General features: G+C 67.8%; 19 protein-coding genes. 8 read left to right on the forward strand and 11 right to left on the reverse strand.

Going from position 1 to position 21,868, the window contains the following annotated elements:
- Positions 1 to 13: 13 nt before the first annotated feature.
- From RSO01_RS15920 to RSO01_RS15930, 3 genes are read right to left on the reverse strand one after another with little or no spacing between them, the layout of a single operon-like run.
- Entirely contained in the window at positions 14 to 1,240 is a 1,227-nt protein-coding gene (locus RSO01_RS15920; RefSeq protein ID WP_147150105.1) for a Zn-dependent hydrolase, read from the reverse strand.
- A 9-nt stretch (positions 1,241 to 1,249) separates the two neighbouring features.
- A complete protein-coding gene (locus RSO01_RS15925) occupies positions 1,250 to 2,515 on the reverse strand; it encodes an amidase (RefSeq protein WP_147150106.1) in 1,266 nt (421 codons plus the stop codon).
- The gene (locus tag RSO01_RS15930) at positions 2,512 to 3,789 is read right to left on the reverse strand and encodes an amidase (protein WP_147150107.1); all 1,278 of its coding nucleotides are present in this window, start codon (positions 3,787 to 3,789) and stop codon (positions 2,512 to 2,514) included. Before RSO01_RS15930 ends, RSO01_RS15925 begins: the two co-directional genes overlap by 4 nt.
- Before the next feature lie 98 nt (positions 3,790 to 3,887).
- Between RSO01_RS15930 and RSO01_RS15935 the strand changes: the two genes are divergently transcribed.
- Positions 3,888 to 5,486: an ABC transporter substrate-binding protein gene (locus RSO01_RS15935; protein ID WP_147150108.1), complete on the forward strand. Its 1,599-nt coding sequence runs from the start codon at positions 3,888 to 3,890 to the stop codon at positions 5,484 to 5,486.
- Here RSO01_RS15935 and RSO01_RS15940 read toward each other — a convergent pair.
- The 4 genes from RSO01_RS15940 to RSO01_RS15955 are packed head-to-tail and all read right to left on the reverse strand — an operon-like array spanning position 5,483 to position 9,723.
- A complete protein-coding gene (locus RSO01_RS15940; RefSeq protein WP_147150109.1) occupies positions 5,483 to 6,367 on the reverse strand; it encodes a DMT family transporter in 885 nt (294 codons plus the stop codon). The genes RSO01_RS15935 and RSO01_RS15940 overlap by 4 nt on opposite strands.
- On the reverse strand, positions 6,364 to 8,685 hold the full coding sequence (locus tag RSO01_RS15945; RefSeq protein ID WP_218037354.1) for a xanthine dehydrogenase family protein molybdopterin-binding subunit: 2,322 nt from the start codon (positions 8,683 to 8,685) through the stop codon (positions 6,364 to 6,366). The genes RSO01_RS15940 and RSO01_RS15945 overlap by 4 nt, the downstream gene beginning before the upstream one ends.
- 31 nt (positions 8,686 to 8,716) lie before the next feature.
- The gene (locus RSO01_RS15950; protein WP_147150110.1) at positions 8,717 to 9,151 is read right to left on the reverse strand and encodes a MarR family winged helix-turn-helix transcriptional regulator; all 435 of its coding nucleotides are present in this window, start codon (positions 9,149 to 9,151) and stop codon (positions 8,717 to 8,719) included.
- Complete coding sequence (locus RSO01_RS15955) at positions 9,148 to 9,723, reverse strand: VOC family protein (RefSeq protein WP_147150111.1); 576 nt, start codon at positions 9,721 to 9,723, stop codon at positions 9,148 to 9,150. Before RSO01_RS15955 ends, RSO01_RS15950 begins: the two co-directional genes overlap by 4 nt.
- 106 nt (positions 9,724 to 9,829) lie before the next feature.
- Here RSO01_RS15955 and RSO01_RS15960 point away from each other — a divergent pair, with 106 nt between their 5' ends.
- Positions 9,830 to 10,555, forward strand: a complete 726-nt coding sequence (locus RSO01_RS15960) for a glutathione S-transferase N-terminal domain-containing protein (RefSeq protein WP_147150112.1) — start codon at positions 9,830 to 9,832, stop codon at positions 10,553 to 10,555.
- Positions 10,556 to 10,613: 58 nt separating this feature from the next.
- Here the strand turns inward: RSO01_RS15960 and RSO01_RS15965 are convergent, their stop codons facing one another.
- From RSO01_RS15965 to RSO01_RS15980, 4 genes are all read right to left on the reverse strand, one after another.
- Positions 10,614 to 11,318: a carbonic anhydrase gene (locus RSO01_RS15965; protein WP_147150113.1), complete on the reverse strand. Its 705-nt coding sequence runs from the start codon at positions 11,316 to 11,318 to the stop codon at positions 10,614 to 10,616.
- A 95-nt stretch (positions 11,319 to 11,413) separates the two neighbouring features.
- Entirely contained in the window at positions 11,414 to 12,577 is a 1,164-nt protein-coding gene (locus RSO01_RS15970) for a serine hydrolase domain-containing protein (RefSeq protein WP_170303098.1), read from the reverse strand.
- Positions 12,578 to 12,659: 82 nt separating this feature from the next.
- Positions 12,660 to 12,884 (reverse strand): hypothetical protein, encoded by a 225-nt coding sequence (locus tag RSO01_RS15975; RefSeq protein ID WP_147150115.1) that lies wholly within the window; start codon positions 12,882 to 12,884, stop codon positions 12,660 to 12,662.
- Between the two features lie 37 nt (positions 12,885 to 12,921).
- Complete coding sequence (locus tag RSO01_RS15980; RefSeq protein ID WP_147150116.1) at positions 12,922 to 14,394, reverse strand: MFS transporter; 1,473 nt, start codon at positions 14,392 to 14,394, stop codon at positions 12,922 to 12,924.
- Positions 14,395 to 14,508: 114 nt separating this feature from the next.
- On the opposite strand from RSO01_RS15980, the gene RSO01_RS15985 reads away from it, so the two are divergent.
- The 6 genes from RSO01_RS15985 to RSO01_RS16005 all read left to right on the forward strand — a co-directional run bounded on the left by RSO01_RS15985 (position 14,509) and on the right by RSO01_RS16005 (position 21,698).
- On the forward strand, positions 14,509 to 15,777 hold the full coding sequence (locus RSO01_RS15985; RefSeq protein WP_147150117.1) for an MFS transporter: 1,269 nt from the start codon (positions 14,509 to 14,511) through the stop codon (positions 15,775 to 15,777).
- Between the two features lie 81 nt (positions 15,778 to 15,858).
- On the forward strand, positions 15,859 to 18,276 hold the full coding sequence (locus RSO01_RS15990; RefSeq protein ID WP_147150118.1) for a cache domain-containing protein: 2,418 nt from the start codon (positions 15,859 to 15,861) through the stop codon (positions 18,274 to 18,276).
- Positions 18,273 to 19,097 carry an MlaE family ABC transporter permease gene (locus RSO01_RS15995; RefSeq protein WP_147150119.1) on the forward strand — a complete coding sequence of 275 codons (825 nt, stop codon included), beginning with the start codon at positions 18,273 to 18,275 and terminating at the stop codon, positions 19,095 to 19,097. The genes RSO01_RS15990 and RSO01_RS15995 overlap by 4 nt, the downstream gene beginning before the upstream one ends.
- The gene (locus RSO01_RS47275; protein WP_170303099.1) at positions 19,097 to 19,801 is read left to right on the forward strand and encodes an ABC transporter ATP-binding protein; all 705 of its coding nucleotides are present in this window, start codon (positions 19,097 to 19,099) and stop codon (positions 19,799 to 19,801) included. Before RSO01_RS15995 ends, RSO01_RS47275 begins: the two co-directional genes overlap by 1 nt.
- On the forward strand, positions 19,798 to 20,790 hold the full coding sequence (locus RSO01_RS47280; protein ID WP_170303100.1) for an MlaD family protein: 993 nt from the start codon (positions 19,798 to 19,800) through the stop codon (positions 20,788 to 20,790). Before RSO01_RS47275 ends, RSO01_RS47280 begins: the two co-directional genes overlap by 4 nt.
- A complete protein-coding gene (locus RSO01_RS16005) occupies positions 20,790 to 21,698 on the forward strand; it encodes a hypothetical protein (protein WP_147150121.1) in 909 nt (302 codons plus the stop codon). The genes RSO01_RS47280 and RSO01_RS16005 overlap by 1 nt, the downstream gene beginning before the upstream one ends.
- Positions 21,699 to 21,868 lie beyond the last annotated feature (170 nt).

The raw sequence follows: 21,868 nt of genomic DNA on the forward strand, positions 1-21,868 counted from the left end.
CTGTGCAGAGCTACTAGTTGCTTTTCAAAATCTTCGCCGCGGCATCGGCGAACACCTGGCAGCCCAGCACGATGTCGGCATCAGCGGTGTTCTCGGTGAAATGATGCGAGATGCCGCCGATCGACGGCACGAACATCATCGCCGCGGGCAGGCGCTGCGCCAGGATCTGGGCGTCGTGGCCGGCGCCTGAGGGCATGCGCATGTGCTGGCCGCCGGCATGCTTTTCTGCCGCCTCGTCTAGCGCCTCCTGCAGGCGCTCTTCCATGGGCGCCGGCATGGTGCGGCCGAGGTTGACGCACTCGATCGTGCAGGGGCCGCGCTTGCCGTGCGCATCGACGATCTCGAGCAGGCAGGCCTCCAGGCGCTTCAGGACCGCAACGTCGGCATCGCGGAACTGCAGGATCATCTCGGCCTTGCCCGGGATGATGGCGGGCGCGCCCGGCTCGATCGACATCTTGCCCACCGTCCACACGCTGCGTGGACCGGCGAGTGCGGGGAAGCGCTCCATCACCTCGTTGTAGAGCCGCATCATGGCGACGCCGGCATCCTTGCGGATCGGCATGGGCGTCGTGCCGGCATGGTTCTGAATGCCGCTGAAGGTCAGGCGATATTGATAGATGCCGACGATCGCCGTGACCACGCCGATGCGCTTGCCGGTATGCTCCAGCACACCGCCCTGCTCGATATGGGCCTCCAGGTAGCAGCGGTAGCGACCGTCCTCCAGCTCGATGCGCGGCGCCTTGTCGAGGCCGGCAGCCTTCAGCGCGTCTCGCATCTTGCTGCCGTCGTCGCGATGGCGTGCATTGTCGACATCGGCCTCGGTGATGCGGCCGATGAAGCTCTTGGAGCCGATCATGCCGCCCCAGTGGCCCTCCTCGTCGGCCCACGAGGCGACGTCGACGGCGAGATGCGCGGTGTCGGGATCCTCGGCCAGCGCGCGCGCCACCTCCAAGCCGTAGATCACGCCCATCACGCCATCGAGCCAGCCGCCGCGCGGTTGGGTGTCGGTGTGCGAGCCCATCAGCAGCCGCGGCCCCGTCTTGGGGCTGCGACCGATGACGTTGCCGACGCCGTCGATCACGGGCTCCAGCCCCGCCTCCTTCATCCGGCCGGCGAGCCAGTGCCGGCTCTCGACGTCCTGCGGCGACAGGTGCGGACGATGGACGCCGGTCTGGTAGCGGCCGAAATCGGCGATGCGGCGCAGGTCGGCCAAAAGTCGTTCGCCATTGATGCGGGGCATGGATAAGCCTCAGTTCAGGTGTGCCGCCACCCATGCGGCCGTGGACAGCAGCCGGTCGTCCTCATGACGCAGACCGACGAGCTGGATGCCGAGCGGCAGGCCGTTGGTCCCGGTGCCGGCCGGCAAGGTAACACAGGGCGTGCCGGCCAGCGTCCAGATCGAGTTGAAGCGCGGATCGCCGGTGAACTCGACACCGGCCGGCGCCTCGCCCGGCGCGCTGGGACAGATGAGAACGTCGACCTTGTCGAACAAGGAATCGACATGGGCCTTGAACGCGACCGACTTGCGTTGCGCGGCGACATAGCGCTCCAAGGTGACGTCCAGGCCCTTCTTCAGGCCAGCCATCAGCTCGCCGCTCACCTTGTCGGGATTGCGCAATCGCTCGTCGGCATAGTTGCGCGCGCTCTCCCAGCCCGAGATCGCGCCATGATCGTCGAGGATATCGTTGAAGGTGGGCGCGAAGGCGACGTCAATCACCGCGGCGCCCTTGTCGGCAAGCTTGCCCGCCGTGGCTTCGAGCAGCTTCTTCGTGTCGGCCGAGGCCTCGTTCCAGATCGGCGTGCGGCAGAGGCCGATGCGCGGCCGTGGAATGCCGGGGTCGATCGCCACCGGCGGCAGCTTGAGCACGGCGCCGCGGAACAGGGCGATGTCGTCCAGCGTGCGTGCCATCAGGCCCAGCGTGTCGAGCGAATGGCACTGCATCTTGATGCCGACGCGGCTGAAGTCGTTGAAGGTCGGCTTGTAGCCGATGACGCCGCAATAAGCCGCCGGGCGTATCACCGAGCCGCCGGTCTGGGTTCCGAAGGCGAGCGGTACGTGGCCGTCGGCGACCGCGGCCGCCGAGCCCGACGACGAGCCGCCCGGCGTATGGCCGGGATTGTGCGGGTTGGTGGTCGGCCCGGGATGGCGGTTGGCGAACTCGGTGGTCACCGTCTTGCCCAGGATCACGGCGTTGGCCGTCCGGCAGAGCGCCACGCAGGCGGCATCGCCGAAGGGGATCTTGCCCTGGAAGATCGGCGAGTTGTGCCCGGTCGGCATGTCATGGGTATCGATGATGTCCTTCACGCCGATGGGCACGCCGCGCAGGATGCCGCCGCGGATGACGTCGGCCGCCCGTGCCTGGGCAACGGCGAGGTCGGGATTGAGGAAAGCCCAGGCCTTCACCACAGGTTCGCGCTCGGCGATGCGATCGAGGCAGTCGCGCACCAGCTTTTCCGCGGTGAGCGTGCCGGCCTCGATGCGGGCGACGGCTTCGGTGGCGCTGAGCGGCTTCATAGCGCGCTCCTCACCCAGCCGGCGATATCGAGCAGGGTCGTATCCTCGTGTTGGCGACCGACGAGCTGGATGCCGACCGGCAGACCCGTCGGCCCCTTGGTGAACGGCAGCGTCACGCAGGGCATCCAGAGATAGGTCCACAGCAGGTTGAACGTCGCCTTGCCGGTGGTTTGCAGGCCGACCGGCGCCTCGCCGGGCGCCGGCGCAGTCAGGATGACGTCGAAGTCGCTGAACAGCGCGTCGACGGCGGCGCGGCCCTTCTCGCCGAGCTTGCGGGCAGCGACCCAGGTCGCGTAGTCGATTGCAGCACCAGCGGCGAGCTTGTCCTTTTTCAGGCTCTCGCTCAGCAGCTCGGGAAAGCGCCGCGCCTCGTCGGCATGGGCGCGCGGGCCGTCGAAGGCGCTGAGTGTCCGCTGACCCTCGGTCATGTCGCGCACCGGCGCCGGCAGATCGATCTCGGAGACTTTGGCGCCCGCCTTGGCGAGCAGAGCCGCCGCATCGTTCACCGCCCTGGTGCCTTCGGCCGACAGCTCCGCCTTGTGATGGGTGAAGCACACGGCGATGCGCGGCGGCTTGTCGAGCCTGGCGATCGGCCGGTAGGGCATCGCCATCAGCGCGGCGCGGAACAGCGCGATGTCCTCGATCGTGCGCGCATAGGCGCCGATCGTGTCGAGCCACTCGGTGTTGGCCTTCATGCCGGCCGGCGCGAAGTGGCCGTAGCTCGGCTTGTAGGCGACGACGCCGCAGAACGCGCCCGGCCGGATCACCGAGCCGCCGGTCTGCGTGCCGGTCGCCAGCACGACCTGGAAGTCGGCGACCGCCGCCGCCGAGCCCGACGAGGAGCCGCCCGGCGTGTGCGCGGGATTGTGCGGGTTCTTCGTCACGCCGGGATGGCGATTGGCGAACTCGGTGGTGACCGTCTTGCCGAGCAGGATCGCGCCCTCGTTCTTCGCCAGCGCGATGGTGGCGGCATCGGCCAGCGGCCGGTGCGTCTTGTAGATCGGCGAGCCGTAGGTCGTGGGCTGGTCGCCGGAATCGATGATGTCCTTCACGCCCATCGGGATGCCATGCAGCAAACCTTGACGTGGTCCGCGATCGAGCACTCTGGCGCGTTCCAGTGCAGCATCGCGCGCGAGATGCGACCAGGCGAGCACATCGGCATCGCGCTGGTCGATGCGCTCGAGATGGGCGCGCACGATCGCCTCGGCGGTCACCGCCCCGGCATCCAGTCGTTGCGCGAGCTCGGTGGCCGAGAGCGTGTTCGGTGCTGTCATGGTCGGTGATGGAACAGCAAGATATGTGCCGCGTCCATGGCCGCGTCCGCGCTGGCGCGCTTCATGCTTCGTGTAACGGAACTTCCAGGAGGTTCCGCATGCTTACGCGTCGTGCTGCCCTGCTCGCCAGCGCCACCCTGCCCTTCGCCCGCGGCGCGGAAGCGCAACAGCCTACGACCCTGCGCATCGCCATGACGCTGGCTGACATTCCCGTCACCGACGGTGCGCCCGATCAGGGCACCGAAGGCATCCGCTTCATGGGCTACACGCTCTACGATCCGCTGGTCGCGTGGGACCTTTCGTCGGCGACGGAACCGGCGAAGCTGGTGCCGGGCCTTGCCACCAAGTGGTACCAGGACCCCGCCGATCCGACGAAATGGATTTTCGAATTGCGCCAGGGCGTGAAGTTCCATCACGGCGCGCCGTTCACCGCCGACGACGTCATCTTCAGCCTCGACCGCACCTTGAACGACAAGTCGCCGTCCTTCGATCGCCTGGGCCGTAGCGTGCTGATCGCCGCGGTGTGGCCGCTCGTCGCCTATCGCAAGATCGACGACTACAAGGTCGAGCTGCAGACCAACGGCGTCGACACGATCATGCCGTCGCTGCTCAACCGCTTCATGATCGCGAGCGCCGACAACTTCGAGAAGGTCGGGCGCGACTGGCAGGCCTACCGCAAGTCGCCGTCGGGCACCGGTCCGTGGAAGATGAAGGCCTGGTCGCCGCGCGAGCGCGCCGAGCTCGAGCGCAACGCCGACTACTGGAACAAGGACCGCATCCCCAAGAGCGAGCGCATGGTGCTGCTGCCGATCCCCGACGTCTCGACGCGCTCGGCCGCCCTGCTGTCGGGACGGGTCGACTGGATCGAGGCGCCGGCGCCCGACTCGCTCGACAAGCTCAAGGCCGCGGGCTGCAAGATCGAGACGAATGCGATCCCGCACATGTGGCCCTATACGCTCAGCATGCTGCCCGGCGCACCGACAGCGGACATCCGCGTGCGCAAGGCGATGAACCTCGCCATCGACCGCAACGCCATCGTCAAGGTGCTGAACGGGCTCGCCATCCCGGCCGTCGGCTGCGTGCCGGCCGATCATCCCTGGTTCGGCACGCCCTCCTTCAAGATCAAGTACGATCCGGCAGAGGCAAAGAAGCTCTTGGCCGAAGCGGGCTACGGGCCCGCGAAGAAGCTCAAGACCAAGATCGCGATTTCGACCTCGGGCTCGGGGCAGATGTATCCGCTGATCATGAACGAAGCGATCCAGCAGCAATGGGCCGAGGTCGGCATCGACGTCGAGTTCCAGGTGATGGACTGGAATGCGCTGCTGAACACCATGCGCCAGGGCGCCAAGTCGCCGGAAGGCCAGCAGTTCGGCGCCATCAACGTCAGCTGGAACACGATGGACCCGCACAACGCCTTCATGCGTTTCGTCGACAGCCAGCAAGTCCCTCCCAAGGGGTCGAACTGGGGCTACATCAACGATGCGGAGTTCGACAAGCTCGCCAAGGAGGCGCGCAGCACGTCGGATCCGAAAGAGCTCGACAAGGTGCTGGCGAAGATCAACACCAAGATGGTCGACGACGCGGTGTTCGTCTGGGTGGTCCACGACGTGTGGCCCAACGCCGTCTCCAGCAAGGTCAAGGGCTACGTCCACCCCAAGAGCTGGTACGTCGACTTCTCGCCGGTGACGGTGGGTTAGCTGGCTTTGCGCTGCGACCAGCCGATATAGAGTCCGGCGCCGACGATGATGGCGGCGCCGACCCAACCCAAGACGTCGGGGAAGTTGCCGAAGAACAGGTAGCCCACGACGACCGAGCCCAGGAGCTGCATGTACTGGAACGGCGTGACGATGTTGGCGGGCGCATAGTGCAGGGCGCGGGCGACACAGTAGTGCCCGAGCGCGCCTAAAACGCCCAGGCTGCAGAAGTAGGCGATGTCGCGGAACGATTCCGGCGTCTTCCAGACGAACGGCAGGACGAACATCAAACCGAAGGCGCCCACGATCGAGCTGTAGATCGCCGACGTCTCGGGCGAGTCCGTTCCGGCGATGCGCCGCGTCAGGATCTGGTAGAGCGCATAGCAGGTGGCGCTCAGCACCACGCCGAGCGAGGCCCACTGGAAGAGTTCGGTGCCCGGCCGGATCACGATCAGCACGCCGACGAAGCCGACGCCCAGGGCCACCAGCCGGCCGACCGTCGTGCGCTCGCCCAGCATCGGCCAGGCGAGCAGCGCCACGACCAGCGGCGCGGTCAGGCTGATCGAGGCGGCCTTGGCGATCGGGATGGTGATGATGGCGAAGAAGAACGACAGGTTCGACGTCATCAGCAGCGCCGAGCGCAGGATCTGCGTGCCCAGTCGATGCGTGCGCAGCATGGCGAGCCCGAAGCGCGGCACGAAGGCCGCCAGCATGAACAGGATGTGGCCGAAGGCCCGCGCCCACGATACCTGCAGGGAGTCGTAGCCGCTCTCGCCCAGGAACTTGGCGAAGCCGTTCATCACCGGGAACAGGATGCCGGCGCCGCAGATGAACAGGATGCCGGTCAGGATGTGATGCTGACCGCCGCTCGTCTTGTCGATCAACGGCGCTCGGCCTCGCGCAGCGCACGCCAGACGCGTTCGGGTGTCGCCGGCATGTCGAGCGCCTCGACACCGGCCGGCCGCAGCGCATCGAGGATGGCGGCCATCACGGTCTGCGGAGCGGCGATGCAGCCTGCCTGCCCCGAGCCCTTCACGCCCAGCGGATTGGCCAACGTCGGCCGCTCGATCAGCTCGATGTCGAACGGCGGAAGATCGTCGGCGCGCGGCAGGGCGTAGTCCATCAGCGAGCCGCTGAGCAGCTGGCCCGACGAGGAATCGTAGACGGTGTGCTCGACCATCGCCTGGCCGATGCCCTGGGTCACGCCGCCCTGCACCTGGCCCTCGGTCAGCAGCGGATTGATCAGGCGGCCGTAGTCGTCGACCGCAGTGTAGCGCACCAACGCCGTAGCGCCGGTCTCGGGATCGATCTCCACCTCGGCGACGTGGCAGCCGCTCGGAAAGGTGAAGACATCGGTCATGTTCATCACGTGCTCGCCCAGGCCCCCAGCCGGATCTGGCGTCATGCCGTCCGGCAGGTTGGCCGGATCTTCCGCGCTCCTCGCCAGCACTGGCAGGGCGATGGCGCGGTCACTGCCCAGCACCGAGAAACGTCCGTCGGCGAAGACCAGCTCACTTTCGGAGGCCTGCAAGAGATGGGCCGCGAGCGTGCGTGCCTTTGCAAGCGTCGCATCGATCGCCTTCACGACGGCCGCCCCGCCCATGTGCATCGAGCGCGCGCCGCCATGACCCGCGCCGCTCTTCACCTGGCCGGTATCGGCCTGGACGTAGCGGATCGCCTCGATCGGAACGCCGAGCCGATCGGCGGCGATCTGGGCGAACGCGGTCTCGTGGCCCTGGCCGTTGGACTCGGTCCCGACGGCGACCATGACCTTGCCATCGCCCTCGAAGCGCACTTCCGCGCCTTCGTTGGGCGCGCCGCGCGAGGTTTCCAAGAAGCAGGCGACGCCGATGCCGAGCAATCGGCCGCGCGCCTTCGCCGCCGCACGCCGGGCGGCAAAGCCTTTGGCGTCGGCGCGCGCCACGGCGGCATCGAGGTTGGCGACGAAGCCACCCGAATCGATCGCCATGCCGAGCGCCGTCCGGTGCGGGAAGGAGGCGATCAGGTTCTGCCTGCGCAGCTCGGCAGGATCGCGGCCGAGCTGGCGCGCCGCCGCTTCGATGGCGCGCTCGATGATGTAGTTGGCCTCGGGCTTTCCGGCGCCGCGATAGGCGTCGACCGGCACGGTGTTGCTGAGCGCGCCGCGGATATCGACGGCGATCGCGGGAATGTCGTAGACGCCGCCTTGCGCCGTCGAGGCGGCGACCACCGAGGCGCCCGGGCCGTTGCCCGAGAGATAGGCGCCGAGATTGGCGACCATCTTCACGTCGAGCGCCAGCAGGCGACCGTCGGCGGCGAGGCCGAGCTTGGCGGTCGCGGCGATGTCGCGGCCCTGCGCGCCCATGACGAACTCCTCGGCGCGATCGGCCAGCCAGCGCACCGGCCGCCCGAGCCGGCGCGCCGCGAACAGCAGCAAGATCCATTCGGGATAGAGGAAATTCTTCATGCCGAAGCCGCCCCCGACATCGGGCGCATGCACGCGAACGCGATCGAGCGGCAGCTTGAAAATGAACTCGGCGAGCTGGCGGCGGATGCCGTGCACGCCCTGCCCGGTCAGCTCGAGATCCATCGCGCTGGTCGCGGCGTCGTAGCGCGCGATACCGGACCGCGGCTCGATCGGCGTGACGATGATGCGGTTGTTCATCACCTCCACTTCGACGACATGCGCGGCCTCGGCCATTGCCTTCGCCACCGTGTCGGCGTCGCCACGCTGGACGTGATAGACGAGATTGCCCGGCACCTCGGGCCAAATCGCCGGCGCATCGGGCGCGAGTGCGGCGATACCGTCGACCACGGCGTCGAGCGCCTCATAGTCGACCTCGATCAGCTCGGCCGCCTCACGGGCTGCCTCTGCGCTGTCGGCCACGACGAAGGCCACCGGGTCGCCGACATGGCGCACGCGGCCATCGGCCAGCGCCGGCCGCGGCGGCACGATCATCGGCTTTACCGCCGCCAGGCACGGCATGTGGCCCAGCCCCTCGGCTGCGAGATCGGCGTGCGTGTAGACGGCATGGACGCCGGCGACGGACGTCGCTGGCGACACGTCGATCCTCTTGATGCGCGCATGGGCGTGCGGTGAGCGCAGGACGTGTCCGTGCAGCGCATTGGCCTCACCGATGTCGTCGACGTAGCGGCCGCGGCCCATCAGGAAGCGCGCGTCTTCGAGGCGCCGTATCGAACGGCCGATCATCTTGTCGTCCATGGCCTTTTCTCGCGCACTTTCGGCCGCGGTGTCACGCGAGTTCGCGTACCGCCTTCTGCAGCACGGCCGCGAGCTCCTTGCGCAACGCTGGCGAAAGTCGCGCCACGCCGCGGCTGTACTCGGCGGCCCGCGCTCGCGTCAGCCGGTCGAGCAGCGAATCGGCCTTGGCCGTGGTCGCGAGCCGCTTGCGGCGGCGATCCTCGGCGTCCTCGGCACGGCTCAACAGGCCGAGGCGGAACAGCCGGTCGACCATCTGGCTTACGGCCGGCAGCGACATGTTGAGCGTGCCCGCGAGCTCGGAGGCCGTGCCGCCGCCGGCTTGGCGCAATCGCGCCAGGAACAGGATCTGCGGCAGGGTCGTGCCCGCCTCGTTCATCAGGGCGAGCGTGTCGCCGCCGCGATGCGACACGCGATCGACGAGAGCGAGCAGGAGCTCGCCGGCAGTGTTGTCCTTCAGCGCGCTCATGCGGCGCGGGCGATCCTGCCGTGCATCGGCGGGCGCTGCTCGACGGCGCCGGTGAAGCCGAGGCAGGTGATCTCGAGATGATTACCGAACGGATCGTCGAAATAGATCGAGGCGTGGCCCGGTGGGCCGAGCTGCAAGGGGCCATCCATCGCCACGCCCTCGGCCGCGAGCCGCCGCTGCCACTTCGACAGGTCGCGCGCCGGCACGCCGAAGGCATAGTGCGGATGGCCGAGCGTCGGCGCGGTCTGGCCCTGCTGCTGCAGGAAGAGATCGACCCGCGTCGCACCGCCGAGATAGACCGACAGATGGTGCGAGCCCTCGCCGCCGTCGGGCGCCGGCGGGCGGCCGAACTTCTTCAAGGCGTCGTCGTCGATGGTCATCATCAACGCGCCGCCCAGTACATCGCAGTAGAAGCGCCGGGCAGCCGCCAGGTCCTTGACCGGAATGGTGAAGTGCTCGACGCCGCGCAGCCGCGGCCGGCCGAGCGCCGCCAACAGGCGCCGCATGCGCACCGACCAGGCCCATGTCTTGAAACCGTAACCGATCAACCGATTGCGAATCGCCGTCCGCATGGCAATCCTCTTACTTCCAATAAATTAATGATTAACTAGTATTAAGTAATTTCCCAGTCGCGGTCAAGGGCGATAAGCTCCCCGCCAACCCAAGGAGGGATCGTCCATGATCGACCTGCATTACTGGCCCACGCCCAACGGCAAGAAGGTCACCATCCTGCTCGAGGAATGCGGCCTGCCCTACAAGATCGTGCCCGTGAACATCGGCCGCGGCGATCAGTTCAGCAAAGAGTTCCTGGAGATGAACCCCAACCATCGCATGCCGACGATGGTCGACCACGAACCGAAAGACGGCGGCAAGCCGATCACGATCTTCGAGTCCGGCGCCATCATGATGTACATCGCCGAGAAGGCCGGGAAGTTCTATCCGCAGGACGTGCGCACGCGCTACGACGTGAACCAGTGGCTGATCTGGCAGATGGCCAACCAGGGACCCAAGAGCGGCGAGTGCGGTCATTTCCGCCGCGTCGACCAGGCCAAGGAAGGCGACCAGAAGTACGCCATCACGCGCTTCACCGACGAGGTCAACCGGCTGTACGGCGTGCTGAACAACCAGCTCTACAAGCACAAGTACCTGGCCGGCGACCAGTACACGATCGCCGACATGATCTGCTATCCGTGGACCATCAACTGGAAGTTCCAGGGCCAGGACATCGAGGAGTTCAAGTATTTCAAGCGCTGGTTCGAGGAGCTGGGCGCGCGGCCCGCGGTCCAGAAGGGCATGGCAGTCGGCGCCGACCTTTCGGTCGACAACACCAAGCTGCCGCCCGAGGAGCAGGCCCGCATCCGCAAGATGCTTTATAACCAGCGCGCCCGGCCCGTTCCTGCGTAAAGCAGGCTGGCGTAGCAGCCTCTGGAGCGCGGGCCAAGACCCGCGCTCCGCGAAAAAATCAGACCCGCGCGACCTTGCCCGTCGCCAGGTCGTAAACACCGCCGACGACGCTGAGCTTCTTGGCTGCCACCATGTCGGCCAGGATCGGCTTGGCTTCGAGCAGGCGCTGGACGTTGTAGCGCACGTTGGCGAGAACCGCGCGCTGGGCGAGGTCGTCGCCCGGCTGCTTCAGGGCTGGCTCCACGCCCGGCTTCATCGCCCGCACCAGATCGCCGATGTGGCCCGGCAGGTCGTTGCCCTTCTGCAGCGCGGCCACCGTGGCGTTGATGGCGCCGCAATTCGTGTGGCCCAGTACCATGATCACCTTGGTGCCGAGCACGGCCGCGCCGTATTCCAGGCTCGCCAGTCCATCGGGTGTCATGAAGTTGCCGGCCACGCGCACCACGAACAGATCGCCCGGCGCCTGGTCGAAGGCAAGCTCCGGCGCGACCCGTGAATCGGCACAGCCAAGGATCGCGGCGAACGGCGCCTGCCCGAGCGTGCGGGCCGCCCGGCCGGCCGAGAAATCGCGCTCATTCATCTGGTTCGAGACGTAGCGGGCATTGCCGTCGAGCAGGAGTTTCAGCGCCGCATCCGGCGTGTCGGCGGCTCTCGCCGGCTGAGCCCGCGCGACCTCGGCAAGCGGCGCAGTGGCCATTGCGGCCAAGCCCGCTCCCAGCATGACACGGCGAGACAATCCAGCGGCAAGACAAGCGTTACACATATACACTCCATTGGCATGAACCGGCGCACCCTATTCTCACGCTCGAGGTTCATGCAATCACAGCAAATGCATAACCGACGGACTCGCCTCGACGACTAGGCCGGCTTCTGCAGCGCTTCGATCCGCCGCCGAAGCCAGCGGCTATCCTTTTCGCGACCGCGTGCATTGAGGCCCTGAGCGATCCAGCGCAGATCGCCCGGGCCCAGGGCGGCGCGCTGCATGTCGGCCCAGGCCGCCTCGACTCCGTCGGCCACCGCCGCACGAAACAACCGACGCGCCGGCCCGTCGTGCCGGCCGTAGTCGAGCCAGCTCAGCGACGGCCGATCGCCGGGAACGACCTGCGCCACCAGCGCCGACATGATCGAATGGCCCGACGCGCTGTTGGTGAAGGCGACGAACGCGGCGCGTTCACGCATCGAGCCGATCGTGAACGAGGTGAAAGGCCCGTTGTCGCCCCAGTGAAAGAAGGTGCCGGCCCGCGGTTCCAGGCCCCAGCCCAGTCCCCAGGCGATATCGGTGACGACATCCTCGGTGAGCGGTTCGAGCCACTGAATGCCGCGATGCCGAATGTCGACGCGCGGTCTCAACCAGAGCCTGGCCGTTTCAGGCTTCAATCGGACGCCGTCCAGGACCGCGATCAGGAAGCGGGCAAAATCGGCAGCCGTGGTCTGTAGCGACCACGCCGCATTGGCCTCTCCCGGCTTGTTGCCAAGGGCCGGTGCACCGAAGGCATCGTGCGGCCAAGCCCTGTTGCCGTCGAAGCGCGGCTGCCAGACGAAGCTCGAGCGGGTCATGCCCAGCGGTTCGAACACCAGGCGCTCAGCCAGCTCCGGCAGCTTCTCGCCCGTGACGGCCTCGACGGCCCTCTGAAGATAGAGATAGCCCTCACCCGAATAGCTGAAGCGCTCGCCCGGCGCGAAGTAGGTCCTGAGCGGGTAGTCGGCATTGCGCCAGTTCGGCAGGCCTGCGCTATGGCTGAGGACGTGGCCGGCCGTCACCAGTCGCGCGCGCGGATCGGCAGCAAGATAGCCTGCAAGGTAGTCGTCGAGCGGCGTCTCCAGCGTTAGCGCGCCGCGCTCGACGAGTTGCAGGACGAGGTGGGCAAAGACCGGCTTGCTGAGCGACGCCGCGTCGAAGACCGTGTCCTCATCGAGTGCGATTGGCTTCTGCACGCCGCGCACGCCCAGGTTCACATAGCGATTGAGCCGGCCGTCCATGACGAGCGCCACGGCGATGCCCGGCACGGCGGCCTCGTCCATGAGGCGGAGAATATCGTTTTTCCAAGACACCATTATCGATCCTGAGCCGGGCCGGCCGGCGCAGGATCAGATCAGCGTTCGCTCATCCACCCAGGCTGTCCGGCTCCGGCACCCTTCTGCCAGAGTCCTCGCCGTCCGTCGTACGCGGATGGCGGCGATGGAGGAAGACGGCCAACTCCTCGCGCGCGCCTTTGCCGGCCGATCGTACGGCAGCTTCGAACAGATCGTGCTGTACGTACGCCGGCAACTGGCCCCAAACCTTGGCGGCGGCCTGCCCAAGAGCGGTCATGAGCTCGTCGGAAGTCATTCCATCACCTCTTCGGCGGAGGAGGGAAGAGCAGCGATTATCGCCGCTTTTCAGGCGGATCGGCAAGCTCGACGCGCATCGACAGGGGCGGCGCCACCTCTTCCAGGGGCCGGCCTTCGGCCTTGACGCCTAGCCGCAGGGTCACCAGGGCGGCCACGATCATCAGGAACGCCCCCAGCATGTAGCCCGTCACGATCTCGGTCGGGCTTTCGCTGGCGATCAGCACCCCGAACAGCCAGGGTCCGCCGACGCCGCCCAGCAGAGTGCCGAAGGCGTAGAACAGCGCAATGGTGAGCGCGCGAATCTCCAACGGGAAGCACTCGCCCACCGTCAGGTAGGCGGCGCTGGCCGCCGCCGAGGCGAAGAAGAACACCACGCTCCACATCGCCGTCTGCGTCGTGGCGGTGAGCATGCCCTCGGCGAACATCCAGCCGGTCAGGGCCAGCAGCAGGCCCGACAGGCCGTAGGTCGCGAAGATCATGGTCTTGCGGCCCACCGAATCGAACAGCGGGCCGAGCACTAGCGGCCCGAGGAAATTGCCGAGCGCGAACGGCAGGATGTAGAGCCCGACCTTGTCGGCCTCGATGCCGTAGAAGCGCGTCAGCACCAGCGCGTAGGTGAAGAAAATGGCGTTGTAGATAAAGGCCTGCGCCGCCATCAGCACCAGGCCGAGCGTGGTGCGGCCGGGATAGTCGCGCAGCAGCGTGCGCGCCACCGACAGCAACGTGGTGCGATGCGTGTCGCCCAATGCGAGCCGCGCCGTCACCGGCGACAAGGTCACGCCTTCGCTGGCGATGATGCGCGCCTCGATGCCGTCGACGACGCGCGCCGCCTCGCCCGGCTGGCCATGCAGCATCAGCCAGCGTGGACTCTCGGGCAGGAAGCGCCGCAGATAGAGGATCACCAGGCCGAGCACGGCGCCGCTGCCGAAGGCGAGCCGCCAGCCCATGTCGGGAGCGAGCAGCTCTGGATCGAGCAGCCACACCGAGAGCAGCGCGCCGCCCGCCGCGCCGAGCCAGAAGCTGCCGTTGATGGCGAGATCGACGCGACCGCGCAGGCGCGCAGGGATCAGCTCCTGGATCGCCGAATTGATGGCCGAGTACTCACCGCCGATGCCCGCGCCGGTCAGGAAGCGGAACAGCAGGAAGCTATAGAAGTCCCACGAGAAGGCGGTGAGCGCGGTGGCCACCAGATAGACACCCAGCGTGACATTGAACAGCTTCTTGCGGCCCAGACGATCGGTGAGATGGCCGAAGAAGAGCGAGCCCAGCACGGCGCCGGCGAGATAGGCGCTACCGGTCAGCCCGACCTGCTCGGCCGTGAGATGCAGGCGCGGGCTGGTCTGCAGCGCGGCCGCGACCGATCCCGCCAGGGTGACTTCGAGGCCGTCGAGAATCCAGGTGATGCCGAGCGCGACCACCACCAGCCGATGGAATCGGCTCCATGGCAGCCGGTCGAGCCGGGCCGGCACATCGGTAAATGTGCCGCGAATAGGTTGGTCTGGCGCCATCGGGTGGCAGATAACACTCTGACTGCATTGAAGGTTCCATCGCCGCAGGCCCCTGCAACGCTGGCTTGCCGCGGCGGCGGTAGTGTCGCCGACCTCATCTGTTATTCTGTAAATATGAGCGATAGTACCTTGTCGGCGGGATCGGCGCCCGCGGCGACGCCTGCAGTTTCCACAGTATCGACGGCCTCGGCCAACACCACGACCTTCGCGGTCATCCTCTCGCTGAGCTTCTGCCATCTGCTCAACGACATGATGCAGTCGCTGGTCCCGGCGCTCTATCCCATCCTCAAGGAGAACTACGCGCTGAGCTTCGGCCAGGTTGGCCTGATCACGCTCGCTTTCCAGTGCACCGCATCGATGCTGCAGCCGCTGGTCGGGCTCTATACCGACAAGAAGCCCCAGCCCTATTCCCTCATGGTTGGCATGGGCTTCACCCTGGTCGGCCTGCTGCTGATGTCGCGCGCCGACTCCTATCCCATGATCCTGTTCGCCGCGGCGCTGATCGGCATGGGCTCGTCGGTATTCCACCCCGAGGCCTCGCGCGTGGCGCGCATGGCGTCGGGCGGCCGCTACGGCCTGGCGCAGTCGCTGTTCCAGGTCGGCGGCAACATGGGCTCGGCGGCCGGGCCGCTGCTCGCCGCCTTCATCGTGGTGCCGCACGGCCAGCACAGCCTCGTGTGGTTCTCCGCCGCGGCGCTGGTGGCGATGCTCGTTCTGTTCCAGGTCGGCGGCTGGTACGGACGACGCCAAGCTGAGCGCAAGCCCGCGGCGCGCAAGGCCGCGTCAACAGCGTCTGCTGCCCCGCCCCTGTCGCGCCGCCGCGTCGCGTTCGCGGTCGCGATCCTGGTGGCGCTGCTCTTCTCGAAGAACGTCTACAGCGCCAGCCTCGGCTCCTACTTCACGCTCTATCTGATGTCGAGATTCGGCATCGACGTGGCGACGGCGCAGCTCTACCTGTTCGCCTTCCTGGTCGGCATCGTCGGCGGCACCATCATGGGCGGCGCGGTCGGCGACAAGGTCGGCCGCATCCCGGTGATGTGGTTCTCGATCCTGGGCGCGCTGCCCTTCGCCCTGATGCTGCCCTACGCCAATCTCTTCTGGACGGGCGTGCTCGCGGTCCTCGTGGCCATGATCATGGCCTCGGCGTTCTCCGCCATCCTGGTCTACGCCCAGGAGCTGATGCCAGGCAGAGTCGGCCTGGTGGCCGGCATGTTCTTCGGCTTCTCCTTCGGCCTGGGCGGCCTCGGCGCCGCCGCCCTGGGCGAACTCGCCGACCTGACCAGCATCGAGACCGTCTACAAGGTCACGCCCTTCCTTCTGCTGCTGGGAATCTTGACGATATTCCTGCCGCGCCAGCCGGGCGAGCCCAGGAACACTCGCTAGAAGGCCACTCCAAGACGTACGTCCAAGAGGCACGTCGACAGCCTCTACGTCAGGCTGGCAATGCGCTAAACTGGCGGCCACATGGCGCGCTCGCCCACACCTGCGCTGCAGCCGACGGCCGCACCCGCATCGAAGACCCCGTCGAAGGCGGCAGCGCGTGCCCGCACTGCATCACGCCTGCGTACGACGCTGCGTCACAGCCTGCCGGTGCTGGGCGTGGTGGTCGTGGTCGTGCTGGTCGCGGCCATCGCCTATGTCGTCTACAACGCCAACCGCAAAGGTGCGCGCACCCTCAGCAACGACCTGATCACGGCAATCGACCGGCGGGTCGGCGCCCAGATGCGCTCGTACCTCACGCCGCCGCAGCAGTTCCTGGTGCTGGCCGACGCCGCGGCCGCCGGGCGCAGCGTCATCGAGGCGGCGCCCGAAATGGAGCGGTTCGCCCGCCACGCCATCGCCAATATCCCGTCCGTCTCGGCCTTCAGCTACGCCGACGCCGAGGGCAACTTTCTTTTCGTCGTGCGCAACGACAAAGGCGGTTTCGACACCAAGACGATCGACCGCCGCGAGGGCCGGCGGGTCACCTGGGAGAGGCGCGACGGCAACAACAAGACGCTCACCCTCGAGGAAGATCCCGGCGACACGTTCGATCCGCGCACTCGGCCCTGGTACCAGGGCGCGGAAAGCACGCGGAAGATGTTCTGGACCGATACCTACCTCTTCTACACGCTGAAGAAGCCCGGCCTCACGGTGGCGCTGCCGCATTTCGACAGCGACGGCAAGCTGCAGACCGTCATCGCCGTCGACATCGAGATCGCCACGCTTTGCGCCTACCTCGAACAGCTCCACATCGGCAGCAAGGGTCGGGCGCTGATCGTCGATGCCGCGGGCCGCATCATCGCCTATCCCGACGACAACTGGGTGCCGGCCACCGATCCGGAAGCGAAGGCGCCGCGGCTCGACGAGGTCGGCGATCCAGTGCTGACCCGCGCCTACGACCTGCTGCGGATCGAAGGCTATGGCCGCAAGATCCTGGACTTCGGCCAGGAGCGCATCATCGTCTCGTCCGAGCCGGTACGGCGGCTGACCAGCCGCGACTGGATCGTGCTGATTATCGTGCCCGAGACCGACTTCGTGGGCTTCGTCTCCGACTCAGGCGTCACCGCCCTCGTCATGTCGGTCGGCGTCGTGCTGATCGTCGCCGCACTCACCGGCATGCTGGCCTGGCGCAACGTCCAGGCCGAACGGCGCGCCGCCGCCGCGACCACGCGCCAGGAGGCGTTGGAGACCCGCACCCAGACCTTCATCGACCTGGCGCACGATGCCGTGGCCGCCGACGCCGAGGAGGCCGGTCTTTCCCGGGCGACGGAGAGCGCCGCCGCCGCCTGCGCTGCCAAGCGCGTGGCGATCTGGCGGCTGAGCCGCGATGGCCGCACGCTGACCTGCGAAGACTGCTTCGACAGCACCGTGCATGACCATACCGTGGGCCTCGCGCTCCATCGCGACGAGATGCCCAACCTGTTCGCCGCCCTGGCAAAGGGCGAGGCCATCGACACCGCCGAGGCCGGCCGGGACAAGCGGACGTCGGAGCTGTTCGCGACCTACCTGCAGCCACTCGAGATCAGCGACGTCTACATCACCCCCATCGTGATGGCCGGACGATTGATGGGCATGATGTCGGTCGAGGAGCCGCAGCGTGGCGACCGCGCGGCGGGCCTCGCGACATTCTGCGACGCCCTCTCGATCCTGCTGGCGCTGCGCTTCACGGCCGCCGCGGCCCCCACGCCCGGCGCGCAGGCGACGGTCGTCGCCGCCGCCGCAGCGGCTGCGGCGACCGCCAAGGACGAGGCGGCACCCGCCGAGGCGCAGGACAGCTTCGCCCAGCGCCAGACCCGTCTCGAACGCACCCTGTTGGCTCACAACGCGCCGATGGAGAGCCTGATCGAGAGCGCGATCGACCGGGCGGCGGTCGGCGTCATCAAGCTGCCAAACTGGACGACGGTCGCCCAGCGTCCGTCCGATACCGGCCAGCGCACGGCGATGGACGCCATCGTCCACGAATTGCAGCGCTCCATCGAGAAGAGCGGCGTGTGCTATGCGGCCCTGCTCGACGACCAGATCGTGCTGGTGGCCTTCCTGCGTGACCGGAGGTCGGTGGAGGGCCATGCGATGTGCATGGCAACGGCCATGCTCGAGCTGCGCGACCGGCTGATCGAGCTGGAGGATCGCTGGGGCACCAGTCTCGACTTCCGCCTCGCCATCGACATCGGCACGGTCATGGCCTCGACTGTCGGCACCGACCCGCCGAGCCGCAGCCTGTGGGGCGGCTCGGTCGGCATCGCCAAGGTGCTGGCCAGCGCCGCGGGGCGCCGCACGATCGCGGCATCCGAGACAGCCTATGACCTGCTGTCGAATCAGTTCCTGTTCCGACCGCGTGGCAGCTACTTCCTGCCCGAGACCGGCAACATGCGCACCTTCGTGATGGTGGGCCGCATATGATCGCCCGCACCCAGCATTACGACCCCCGCCCCCGGCCGCGACGTGCGCTGGCCGCCATCGGCGCCGTCACGATCTCCAACACCAGCCGGCTGCTGCTGTTCATGTCATTTGCCACAACTGTGGCCTTTGTCGCGTTGCGGCGCGAGGCGTGGCGCGGCCCGGTCTGGGCGCAGTTCAAGCGTGTGCTGGACGAGGTGGCGGTACGGTCGCTGCTGACGACGGTCGTGACCGGCATGCTGGTGGGCTTCGCGCTGGTGACCCAGGCGGTTTATTGGCTGGCGCAGACCGGCACGACCGGCCTGGTCGGCCCGGTGATCGTGATCCTGCTGATCCGCGAGCTGGTGCCCATCCTGGTCGGCCTGATCGTGTTCGGCAGGAGCGGTACCGCGACACTGATCGAGCTCGGCGAAGCGCAGCCCAAGGGCTGGCTCAGGCTGCTCGAGATCCAGGGCCTCGATCCGCTGGCCCTGCTGGTGCTGCCGCGCGCCATCGCCTTCGCTCTGGGCTCGTTCTGCCTGGCCACCGTGCTCCTTTGCTCGACCATGCTCACCAGCTACCTCCTCGCCTACGGGCTGGAGCTGGTCGCCTATTCGATCTGGGATTTCGCCGACGCCGTGCTGCGTGCGATGAAGATCCAGGACTTCATCGTTCCGCCGCTGAAGTGCATCGTCATCGGCTACATGGTGGCATTGACCTGCTGCTCCACGGGCCTCGGCCGCCGCGATGAATCCGACGACCTGCAGCGGCTGGTGCCGCGCGGCTTCGTGCGCTCGGCGCTGGCCATCCTGCTGGTCAACACCCTGTTCGATCTGGTGGCCTGATGGCGGCACGTCCCGGCCGATCGGTCCTGTCGCTGCAGGGCGTTGCCCTGGCGGATCGCCAGTTCTCGGCGCACACCGCCCGCCTCGACCTCGAGCTGCCGCACGGCGAGGTGGCGCTGGTCCAGGTCGAGGACGAGCACGACGCCGCCTTGCTGGTCGACCTGTGCCTGGGGCTCGCCGATCCCGGCGCCGGCGAGGTGCGCTTTCTCGGCATCGACTGGGCGACCCACACGCCGCGCGAGCGCTTCCATCGCCGGCGCCGCATCGGCGCCGTGATGCAGACCGATGTCTGGCCGTCGCACATGACGGTGCTGGAATCGGTGCTGGTGGCCCGCGCCTACCATTTCAACCAGCCGCGGGCCGAGGTCATTGCCGACGCCACCGAGCTTGCCCGCCTGTTCGGCCTGCCCGGCCTGCCGGCCGGGCGGCGCGACGCCACACCGATGCGCGCCCTGGTGAGGGCAGCCTGCGTGCGCGGATTTCTCGGCTCGCCCGACCTGATCGTGGTACAGGATCAGGTGCTCGACCAGTCTTCCGAGCTCGCCGTGCCGATGGCGCAGGCGATCTCGGCGGCATGCGACCGCGGCGCCACAGTGCTGTGGATCACGGCAAGTCTCGCGACACAGGCCGCTCAGTTTGTCCACACGAACCAGGCATTTCGGCTGGGCGATCACGGGCTGATACGGGTGCGGAGGTCACGATGAAGCGCTCGATATTCGGCGTCTATCAGTTCGACGAGGTCGTCGGCGCGGTGGTGCTGGCCTGCGTCGGCGTGTTCGTCGCGGTCTTGATCAATGCCGGCCTGCTGAAGGACTGGTTTCAGCCCTCCTTCACGCTGCGCATCCTGCTGCCCGACGAAGGCGTCTCGGGCCTGGCACCCGGGGCGGAGGTCCAGGTGATGGGCACACGCGCCGGTGAGGTGCGCCGCATCGTCATCGATCCCAACCAGCGCATGCATGCCGTTGCGCGCGTCGAAGACCAGATGCGGCCGTTCATCCGGCGCGATTCGGTCGTATCGATCCGCCGCCAGTTCGGCGTCGCGGGTGCGGCCTTTATCGACGTCCAGCGCGGCGTCGGGCCGGAGCTCGACTGGTCCTACGCCGTGATCGCGGCGACCACGGAACGCGGGGCGACCGATTCGTTGGGCGAGATGATCGAGGAAGTGCGCGCCAAGGTCGTCCCGGTGATCGACGAAATTCACAAAGCGGTACAGGCCTTCAATGCCGTCGCCCAGCGCATCACCGATCCGACTGGGCCGCTGGAGCAGACGCTGACCTCCGCTGCCGGCATCGCGCGCAAGGTCGAGAGCGGCCAGGGCCTGGCGGGACGGCTGATCAGCGACGACAAGCTGCCGGCCGATCTCGAGGCGACGCTGGTCAGCGTGCGCGAGCTTGCTGCCCAGCTCGAGCGCACCTCCAAGGATCCCCGCATCACCCAGATCCTGGCGAAGACCGACTCGATCCTGACCTCGCTGCAGACCACGACCCGCAACCTCGCGGCGACGACGCCGCAGATCACGCGCAACGTGCAGGACACGACCGACGCCATGCCGGCCACGCTGCTGCAGGCCCAGATCGCCGCGCGCGAGCTCGAACTGCTGCTGGGGCAATTGCGCCATCATTGGCTGTTCGGCAGCAGCAGCGCGCCCGCTCAGCCCAGCCGTCGCGCGCCTGCGGTCGAGGTGCGGCCGTGATGCGCCAGCCGCTGACGTTGTTGTCAGTGCTGGCTCTCGCCGCTTGCGGCGGCGGCACGCCGGTCGATACCGGTCCGCCCCCCGACATCAAGCTCGACCAGGCCAACAAGGCCGGCACGCAGGCCCTGTCGATGGACCTGCCGAGCGTGGCGGTGCGCCAGTACAAGGTGGCGCTGTCGCGCGCCTACGAACGCGACGACGCCGGCGCCATCGGCGACGTCGCCTACAATCTTGCGCTCGCACAGATGAAGGCGGGCGATCCGAAGGCTGCCATTGCCACGGCGCGCGAGGCGCGGGCCGAGCTTGCTCGGCGGCGCGCTGCGGTGCCGCCGGAGCTGATTTTGGTGCAGTCCGCCGCTTCCTATCGCACCGGCGATCTCGGCGCGGCGGCAAGCGCGGCGCAGGAAGTGATCGATAGCGGCGCCAAGGACCCCGACGCCGTACGGCGCGCCTGGTTTATCCGCGGCCTGGTCGCGGCCGATCGCAGCGATGCCGCGGGCCTCGCCCAGGCGATCGCCGCTCTTATGCCGCCGACCAAGCAGGCCGACCTCGAAGCCGACCGTCAGGAGCTGCAGGGCCGCGCGGCCTTGCTGGCCGGCGACTCCGGCGGGGCGCTGAGCCTGCTCGAGCAATCCGCCTCCAACCGGCAGCAGGCGCTCGACTACCGCGGCATGGCGCGCGCCCTGTCGCTGGCGGGCGATGCAGCCTTGCGATCCGGCCGCGCCGCCGACGCCGCCGACCTCTTCCTGCGCGCCGGGCGAAGCGCCCTGCTGCAGGGGGATACGGCAACGGCCACGCCGCTGCTGAAGCGCGCCGAGGACCTGGGCAAGCAGACCGGCCAGACCAGCATCGTCGAGGAGGTGGTCCGGCTGCGCAGAGTGGCGGCCGCGCAGCCGGCGAAGACGTAAAGACGCTAGCCGAGCCCGGCGATGGCCAGGCGGCCCGCCTCCTCGATGACCTTGTTGCGGGCATCGTCCGAGAGCGTCGTCGATTCCGTGTAGTAGGCCGTAATCAGAATCGGCGAACGGCCGGGCGGAAGGGCGATGGCGACGTCGTTGGCGGTTCCGTTGTTGCCGCT

The organism is Reyranella soli (genome assembly GCF_007992495.1).
GTDB classification, from domain to species: Bacteria; Pseudomonadota; Alphaproteobacteria; order Reyranellales; family Reyranellaceae; genus Reyranella; species Reyranella soli.